General features: G+C 36.2%; 9 protein-coding genes and 2 pseudogenes. 3 read left to right on the top strand and 8 right to left on the bottom strand.

The features are described 5' to 3' along the window. Positions 1 to 515, bottom strand: a pseudogene (locus tag F935_RS05825) (calcium-binding protein); the annotation flags it as partial. A 301-nt stretch (positions 516 to 816) separates the two neighbouring features. Between F935_RS05825 and F935_RS19195 the strand changes: the two are divergent. Beyond that, a pseudogene (locus F935_RS19195) lies at positions 817 to 888 on the top strand (hypothetical protein); the annotation flags it as partial. Here F935_RS19195 and F935_RS05820 read toward each other — a convergent pair. The 3 genes from F935_RS05820 to F935_RS05810 form a co-directional block, all read right to left on the bottom strand. Further along, positions 885 to 1,073, bottom strand: a complete 189-nt coding sequence (locus tag F935_RS05820) for a type II toxin-antitoxin system Phd/YefM family antitoxin (RefSeq protein ID WP_016138054.1) — start codon at positions 1,071 to 1,073, stop codon at positions 885 to 887. The pseudogene F935_RS19195 and the gene F935_RS05820 sit on opposite strands and share 4 nt — an antisense overlap. Positions 1,074 to 1,134: 61 nt before the next feature. Next, the gene (locus tag F935_RS05815; protein ID WP_016138053.1) at positions 1,135 to 2,403 is read right to left on the bottom strand and encodes a DcaP family trimeric outer membrane transporter; all 1,269 of its coding nucleotides are present in this window, start codon (positions 2,401 to 2,403) and stop codon (positions 1,135 to 1,137) included. A 156-nt stretch (positions 2,404 to 2,559) separates the two neighbouring features. Beyond that, positions 2,560 to 3,237 (bottom strand): RraA family protein, encoded by a 678-nt coding sequence (locus F935_RS05810; RefSeq protein ID WP_016138052.1) that lies wholly within the window; start codon positions 3,235 to 3,237, stop codon positions 2,560 to 2,562. A 198-nt stretch (positions 3,238 to 3,435) separates the two neighbouring features. On the opposite strand from F935_RS05810, the gene F935_RS05805 reads away from it, so the two are divergent. Continuing rightward, a complete protein-coding gene (locus F935_RS05805) occupies positions 3,436 to 4,425 on the top strand; it encodes a hydroxyacid dehydrogenase (RefSeq protein WP_080645541.1) in 990 nt (329 codons plus the stop codon). A 73-nt stretch (positions 4,426 to 4,498) separates the two neighbouring features. Next, positions 4,499 to 5,818 (top strand): MFS transporter, encoded by a 1,320-nt coding sequence (locus F935_RS05800; protein WP_016138050.1) that lies wholly within the window; start codon positions 4,499 to 4,501, stop codon positions 5,816 to 5,818. A gap of 61 nt (positions 5,819 to 5,879) precedes the next feature. On the opposite strand, the gene F935_RS05795 is transcribed toward F935_RS05800, so the two are convergent. The 4 genes from F935_RS05795 to F935_RS05780 form a co-directional block, all read right to left on the bottom strand. Next, positions 5,880 to 6,578 (bottom strand): IclR family transcriptional regulator, encoded by a 699-nt coding sequence (locus F935_RS05795; RefSeq protein ID WP_016138049.1) that lies wholly within the window; start codon positions 6,576 to 6,578, stop codon positions 5,880 to 5,882. Between the two features lie 302 nt (positions 6,579 to 6,880). Next, complete coding sequence (locus F935_RS05790) at positions 6,881 to 7,117, bottom strand: hypothetical protein (protein WP_016138048.1); 237 nt, start codon at positions 7,115 to 7,117, stop codon at positions 6,881 to 6,883. A gap of 121 nt (positions 7,118 to 7,238) precedes the next feature. Beyond that, positions 7,239 to 7,448 (bottom strand): hypothetical protein, encoded by a 210-nt coding sequence (locus F935_RS05785; RefSeq protein WP_016138047.1) that lies wholly within the window; start codon positions 7,446 to 7,448, stop codon positions 7,239 to 7,241. A gap of 289 nt (positions 7,449 to 7,737) precedes the next feature. Next, positions 7,738 to 7,968, bottom strand: coding sequence for a hypothetical protein (locus F935_RS05780; RefSeq protein ID WP_016138046.1), 231 nt, complete (start codon positions 7,966 to 7,968; stop codon positions 7,738 to 7,740). Positions 7,969 to 8,105 lie beyond the last annotated feature (137 nt).

The following is an 8,105-nucleotide window of genomic DNA, read 5'->3' as shown; positions in this document are numbered from 1 at the left end:
CTGACCTAGTAAAGCTGTATATGCATTTGAATTACCACCATAAATCAATGTGTCATTACCAGCCCCAGCATAAAGATAGTCCGAACCTGAATTAGAAATTAACGTGTCGTTTCCATCACCACCATATAGATAATCATTTCCTGTAGATCCTTTAACCATTTGATTGGAGGTAGTATCTGTTAGTTTGTAAGTCCCTGATGCAGTATTAATTATAGTGGTCAGTGGTTGAGAAATATTTCCAGCTTGATCTGTAGCAGTTACCCGGAACTCGGTATTCAACCAATCAAACTTTTCCTCAAGATTTATTTGAACCCAAGTGTTATTAACCTTTTTTTCAACAATGTAACTATCACTAGGTGCATTAAAAATAATTTTATCTGTGCTCACATCATAACTAAATAAATTAGTTAATATAGGTGCCATAGCATCAAGTGTATTTAATAGAGTCATGTTTTAATCTCTTTAGTATCTGTGGTATTTAGCGTTATTAAGTCATCATCTTCGTAAGAAATATTTTCCAATTTTTAGCTGCCGCAGCTCTTAAACTATGCATTTAAGCAAATCTTCTGCAGAATAGTTTTTGGTCAATTTTAGTAAAAGTAAATATGTTCTTAATTTTTTGTAAAACCCATTTGTAACGCAAAAAAAATTTACCACATAAAATATATAAATTCATAATAATAATTTTATTTTATTGATATAATTTAACTTACTAAGTCTATAGTTAATAAACACAATAATTTGATATTAATTTTAATAATTTCTAAAGTTACACTAGCTTTCATAGCTTAAAACAAAAGTAAATGATGATAGAAGAAAGGCAAAAACCACAACATTATTTTAAAAACTTTTATAGAGATGCTTGTGAAGCGGATTGTTGAAAGTTAAAAATCTTTGTTTTTTAATTTATTAAGCTCAAACATCGCATTTTTATATTCAAGATATGCCTTTTCACTGATTAGAACCACAGAGTCTTTCTCTTTTCGTGTAATTTTTACGGCGTAACCTAACAGCACTCTTTCCATGACTTTTGAAAATTGTGATCTTGCATTTGCATAATTAATTTGTTCCACAATATTAGTCCTAATCAGATAAAAGAAAGCCACTTTTGATATTAAAGTGGCTGTGATTACATTAAAAATTGTATCGACCTAATAAGTTGATTCGAGATAACTTCCCTTCTAAATCTGAAAAAGTTTCTCTCTTACCATAGGTGTATTCAACACCAAGATCGACTTTTTCAACAGGCGTCCAAAATAAATTGACGCTTGCATTGATTAGCCTTTTATTTTGATCAGAGTTATTTTCTGAAAAATTTGAATCTTTATAGACAAGGCTACCAGCAGACAAAGAAGAGCGTAAATTTTCATTCCATTTGCGCATATACCCCAACTCGACAGAATCGAATTCACTTAAATACATTCGATTTTGATCAAAGTAGAACGCATCATTATCTTTTGAATACAGCATGTAACGGTTATCACCCGCTATGTGATAGTAATTAAACACAAGTGAGTCGTTTTCAGAAAGCTTGTACTTTGTGCCTAATCCTGCACCCCAAGCAAGTTTAGTTTGCTCTTCATTCGTATCAGAGATTGCTCGATTTTCATGTACCATTCCGTGCAATTGAACCAAGAAATCTGGATTCTTAAATTCATATCGCATGGTTAATGCAGGAAAACGACTTCCGCCTTCTACATTTTTATTTTCAACATCGCCGCCTTCCAACGCGACTAATAATTTTTGTTTGGCATCAACAACGTGCTGATAACGGATTTGGATATTACGCTGAGTTCCCGTACCCATCGCGCCTGTAAAGTCAACCAAACTTGGAGCAGTATCACTATTCACAAAAGGTGAAGTGGTTTGGCCAATCAACCAATTTCCTAGTGAAATATAAGCATGTCTAACTCGAACCGAACCATTACCGTTATCTCCACCACTTCCCATAAAATCGGCCTCTAGCTTTCCAACCAAATCTCCTTTCGAGGTCGGCTTGACGATATCCACTCCTACACGTGAAGTCGCAGCAGAAACATTTAATGATTTACTTGTTGAGTTTGAATTGTCTAATGGTATTGACCCTGTTTTATTCGCAATAGAATGTGTTGAACCTTCAAAATCATATGCAGCATCAACTCGTATATTTCCATAAAATTTAATTTTAGTTTGATCAGCCGTAACGGGCGTTTCGGTGTTTGATGTTTTGTTTTGAATTAAGTCAGGTGCTGTGTTTAATCCATTATTTTTATTTAAATTTTGCTGCTCCATCAAATAATCTATTTGCTGTTGTAATTTACTTATTTTTTCATTTAACGCTGAGTTATCTTCGCTTTCAGCTTTAGCTTGCTGCAATGTAATACTCATTAATAACGATAAATAAATAATCCCTTTATATTTCATGTCCTTTTCCTTTAGACGAAATTATCTAGACCAAATTGAAATTTCCTATTTTTCAATTAGCGACCTAATAATTATTGAGTTAACTTTTGAGAGGCTAACGAAGCTCAACCATTGACTTCGCTAGTTCCATTCCTACTCGAATATTTTTGAATGACCTTATTCGGGTAATTCACATCCTTTTTGTTTTAAGCTGTTGATCACCCAGCTACGGTCATTTTCACCTACGGCGATTTGCTCTAATTGCTTTTGTTCAGCAGCATGTTTGGCGCTTGCCTTCAGATAAACTTCTTCTACTTCCGCATATGGCACACTTAACAGCCCATCTTCATCACCTAAAATCAAATCGCCAGGTTCAATCACCATTCCATTAATCGCGATAGGAACATTAATTTCCCCCGGTCCGTCTTTATAAGGCCCTCGATGTGAAATTCCCGCTGCAAAAAGTGGAAAATCGCCCTCTCCAATTACAACCGAATCACGAATAGCACCATTAATAACAATGCCTGCCACACCTTTTTTAATGGCATAAGCAACCATCATCTCTCCAATTAATGCATTGGTTAGATCGCCACCCGCATCAACCACAATGACATCTCCCGCTTGGGCGATATCAATTGCGTAATGCAACATCAAGTTGTCACCCGGACGCGCCTTAACTGTAATAGCAGGTCCACAAAGATATCCCTTTTTATGCATTGGTCTTAATTGAGCCCCGCCTGAAGTCATTCGATTCATCGAGTCACTGACATTAGCGACTGGTAGATCTCGATATTGCTCAATCCATTTCTGCTCAACTTTTCTGTCGTTTTTTAGCACTCTAAAACCAATTGCCATAACTTTTCCCTTACATCAGTTTTCTTGTGCAAATTAATATGACAGCATTTTTTTGAAATGTCATTTCATTTTTAATTAAAATTAAATTAAAATTTGTTCGATTTTAAATTTAATTTTTGCTATTGACTATTTTTTTGAAATGACGTTTTAATAATATGGATTATTAAGGACGTATTTTGCTCAAAATACTTAAATGGAGTGCAAGTCAAAATGAAACGTAAAGTTCTTATCACGGGGCCAACATTAACTTCAGATGCATTAATGTATGCTACAGCCCATGATATTCAGTTGATCCCAACTGAACCCTACATGGCAAAAGATGAAATGGAAAAACTCATCCATGATGAACAACCTGATGCAATCATTGTTCGAACAGGCAAACTTTCTAGGGATATGATTTTTGCTTCTAATAATTTAAAAGTGATTGCAAAACATGGCGTTGGGTTTGACACAATCGACACTCAAGCTGCTGCTGAGCGACAAATTCCGGTCACTATTGCAGTTGGGGCCAATGCTCAATCTGTTGCCGAACATGCTTTTGCACTCATGTTTAATGTTGCTCGACAAGTTACGTGGCTAGACCAACGTATTCGAGATGGTCATTGGGACAAAGCAAGTGCCAATGGTGTGGAGTTATATGGAAAAACGCTGGGCTTAATTGGTCTAGGATCAATCGGTAGTCTACTCATGAAGTTAGTGGCTCCCTTAAACATGAAAGTCAAAGTATATGATCCGTTTCTACAAAATTTGCCAGAACTGGACTACGTAGAGCAGGAACACGACTTTGAAAAACTTCTAGAAACTAGTGACATTATTAGCCTACATTGTCCACTCACCGCAGAGAATAGACACTTATTTTCTCATGCTCAATTTGAAAAGATGAAAAGCTCAAGCATCTTAATCAATACAGCTCGTGGTGAATTAATTGATCAGGTTGCATTAGTTGAAGCATTAAAAAATAATAAAATTGCTGGTGCAGGTTTAGATACCTTTTCTTCAGAACCGCCTGAAAAAGATAATCCATTATGGGAATTACCTAATTTAGTTGTCACACCTCATATCGGCGCAAATACCAGTGACTCGCGTAATCGTGTCGGTCTTTTAGCACTCGAACAGATCGTTAGTATTTGGAATGGTCAATCACTAAACCCAAGAGCTATCGCTAACTGGAAGTTACTCAATAGCTAAATGGAACTCAATTGTTTCTAAGCTTTTAGATGCGAGAACAATTAAAATATTGAATATAAAAAAGGATTTTTTTATGTCTACAGAATATTCTCAACCGAGTGCGATTGAACGTGAAACAATGCGCAAGGTAGCGTGGCGGTTACTACCTTTTTTAACGCTTTGTTATGTGATTGCTATTATTGACCGTGGCAATATTGGTATGGCTTCATTACAAATGAATGAAGACCTTGGATTAACAGCTACTGCCTTTGGTTTTGCCAGTAGCTTATTTTTCTTTGCATATTTTCTATTTGAAGTACCCAGCAACCTCGCCATGCAAAAATTTGGAGCAAAAGTATGGATTGCCCGAATTATGGTGACTTGGGGCGTAATTTCAGCTGCAACAGCATTCGTTGAAAGCTCTACATCGCTATATGTTATGCGTTTTTTGTTAGGTGCTGCTGAAGCTGGTTTTTTCCCTGGCGTGATTTTATATCTAACCTATTGGTTGCCTGCCAACTATAGAGGCCGAATGATTGCAATATTTATGGTTGCAATTCCAGGCGCAAACTTTATAGGTTCACCATTATCTGGGCTTTTATTATCCCTAGATGGCTGGATGGGCATGCGTGGATGGCATTGGCTATTTATTTTAGAAGGTATTCCTGCGATTTTACTGGGTATCGCCTGCCTATTTGTACTCACAGATCGACCAGAACAAGCAAAATGGCTCAATAGCGAACAAAAAGCTTGGTTAGTTGAAAGACTACAATTTGAACGCCAACAAAAAACTCCGATTGGTCATATTTCTCTATGGCAACTTTTAAAGAATAAATATATTTGGGCTATGATCATTATCTATTCTGGTGCTTCTGCTGCCGGCAGTACAATGAGTGTCTGGGCGCCACAATTAATTAAATCATTCGGTTTAAGCAATTTAGAAATTGGTCTAGTAAATGCAATTCCTTACGGCTTAGCTTCTATTGCTATGATTTTTTGGGGCCGTAGCTCAGATCGTAAAAATGAACGCCGTTGGCATACAGCAATCACTCTATTGATGATCTCAATTGGTTTATTAATTGCTTTGTTCACCTCTTCACTTATTGGCACAATCTTTTTACTCAGTATCGTTTTAATTGGTGCTTATTCTATGAAAGGCCCTTTCTGGGCTTTAGCATCCTCATGGATGTCACCGACTACAACGGCGGCAGGCCTAGCAGCCATTGGTGCATGCGCCAACCTGATTGGTGGCGGCATGATGGTGAATATCTATGGCGCAATCCATGATGCAACAGGAAGCCATGCTTTAGCCTTACTTCCACTTGCTGCATTAAATCTGGTGTCGGCTATCATGGTTTTCATTATGTCTAGAAAGAAAGCCGTTTTGTTTAACCAACCACAAAGTACTTCGTAAATATCATAAATAAGAAAGGGGCTAAATCATTAGCCCCTTCTTTATATTTAAAATATTAAAATTAATTACGAATACTCTTACCACCCAAACTTTTGGTCAAGTCATCCGCAATTTTGAAGAAGAAATCACCCACAGATTTTGCAATTTCCGAAGTAAAACGGCTTGATGGACCTGAAACAACCAATGCGCCAACCACATCATTTTGAGCATCAAACACAGGCAATGCCATTGAAGCTGCATGTGGTTCAGTTACGCCAGTTGAATAAAAAGGATCGGTTCTTAATAAAACTTGTTCATGTGTTGATCGCAATGCTTGAGCACCCGCCGCCCCATCCATTGGTCGCACTTCGCCCGGTTGAATGTGAACACGTAATCGATGGGTAGAGTTTATTCGATATTGGCAAAGACGATATGCTCCATGCTTAACGTAAAAAGAAGCGGTCTCACCAATTTCATCTACAAGTTGCTGTAAACAAGGCACAACATGTCGTTCTAAATCTAAAGCATCTTGATAAATTGTATTTAAACGCATGACTTCGCTGGCAAGCGTATATCTGCCATCTGAAAGACGGTTAACAAAACCAAAATCTTCTAGCGAAACGATTAAGCGCATGATGGTTGCTTTATTTAATTCTGTTCGTTCAGCGAGTTCTGCTAGGGTTAAAGATTTATCACCTATTCTAAAAGCAGTTAACAAAGTTAAAAGGCGATCAGCCGATGCATTTCCGCTTGTTGCTGGGTGAGGTTTAATTTTAACCATGTTTTTCCTACAATATCTTGATATCAATTTTAAATGTATTGAATTAGGTTTTTAACTTTACCATATTTCTTATATTTTGATTCTATCTCTCAAATGACCTTCGCTTTTTCTTTACCCAATCATATAAAGCTTAGTTCTTTCAGATGTTTATTATAAAAATTATCGTATGTTTTTAACTTAACAAGCAGATCACCACACAGCTTTGCCTATAGACAGGCACATCTAACTGCTAGGTATATCTCTTTAATTTCTAATTAATTGTCACTTCTCTTAAAAAAGAGCACCTAAGTGCTCTCTCGTACTTATTGATTTTTGGATAAGGCAAAATTTATTGCCCTGTCATATGCGTGTTCTTGTAACTCAGTATATACATAGAAATGCTGTTCTGCCTTGGTGGCAGGATTAATAAGTTTCATTGCTTCATAACTATGAGTATTTAAATCATTGGGATCAACATCAAAAGCTTCTAATTGCTGCTCTCTCCACTCACCACTTAGAACACCACCCACACAAAGCCATTTTGTTGAATTGTCTGACATATATAATCCTTATTAATGGAGGTGTTTTTATACCATATCACGACGACCTTTAAGTCAGTTTAATTTTTCATCCCATCAAAAGAAAAAGCCCCGTGTTTCGGAGCTTTGAAGTGAGTCATATTTACTCTATATAATAACTGTTGCCATCGGAACTGTTGAAAACCAAATTTAAAGTAGGGTAAATACATTCGCCTTTTACCAAAATATATTCAACTTTGGGTGTCTGAACTCTAGATGAATGATTGATTTTATTAGTATTTACTTCTGTATAGTTTGCCTGCGCTTTTTTTTCTTTACCTTGGAAATCAATAATTGTAATGTCTTTTAGCATTAATATGCTCCAATTTAATCATACATATTATGCCTAACGATATTTTTATACTATCAATATTTTGTAGACAACGAGATTGTATTAATTTTTAAAACTTTATTCCTCCAATATCATCAAACCTCAAATGAACAAGCATTCTGCAACAGCCCCTACTAAAACTCAACCTTCACAAGTTTCAGGCACAGTAAAAGATCTGCCTGAAAATAATGAATAATCTGATCGTAATAACAAATAATCTCTTATAGATTAAACCCACCAAAATTGGCGGGCTTATTTTTTAACGTCTGAATTATGAAAGATATGCATGTTTTTGCGCCAAGTAATCATTCGCTATTTTTGTTGTCTCAGCATAGGTCAATTCCGCACAAAGCCAAAATCGATAGGTATTTTTACCAATAATATAGCTCTGGCGGTTGTATGTTGATTCCTTACTTGTATCTATTTCGCTAGCCTTAAAGAACGTTCCATCACGGTTATTAACAACTTCGCCGTCCAAATCACCGCCAATACAAATAAACATTCTAATAATCCATAAATTTATGAAGATCAGCTTAACACACAAAGTAAAAAGCCCCGGCAATAATTGATATTTAGCAGGGCTCTAAGTGAAAGAATACCCTTCCACTGAAGATCATTAGATCTGCGCAAATGAAATCT

This window comes from Acinetobacter calcoaceticus ANC 3811 (genome assembly GCF_000399665.1).
In the GTDB taxonomy this organism is placed as follows: Bacteria; Pseudomonadota; Gammaproteobacteria; order Pseudomonadales; family Moraxellaceae; genus Acinetobacter; species Acinetobacter calcoaceticus_B.
The sequence above is the reverse complement of the archived record's forward strand: the minus strand, read 5'-3'. Positions and strand labels throughout refer to the sequence as shown.

Bases quoted from the DNA above. Each gene is read 5' to 3' on its own strand.
- F935_RS05795 (WP_016138049.1), bottom strand. From the start codon at position 6,578: ATGGTTAAAATTAAACCTCACCCAGCAACAAGCGGAAATGCATCGGCT.
- F935_RS05815 (WP_016138053.1), bottom strand. From the start codon at position 2,403: ATGAAATATAAAGGGATTATTTATTTATCGTTATTAATGAGTATTACA.
- F935_RS05800 (WP_016138050.1), top strand. From the start codon at position 4,499: ATGTCTACAGAATATTCTCAACCGAGTGCGATTGAACGTGAAACAATG.
- F935_RS05790 (WP_016138048.1), bottom strand. From the start codon at position 7,117: ATGTCAGACAATTCAACAAAATGGCTTTGTGTGGGTGGTGTTCTAAGT.
- F935_RS05810 (WP_016138052.1), bottom strand. From the start codon at position 3,237: ATGGCAATTGGTTTTAGAGTGCTAAAAAACGACAGAAAAGTTGAGCAG.
- F935_RS05780 (WP_016138046.1), bottom strand. From the start codon at position 7,968: ATGTTTATTTGTATTGGCGGTGATTTGGACGGCGAAGTTGTTAATAAC.
- F935_RS05785 (WP_016138047.1), bottom strand. From the start codon at position 7,448: ATGCTAAAAGACATTACAATTATTGATTTCCAAGGTAAAGAAAAAAAA.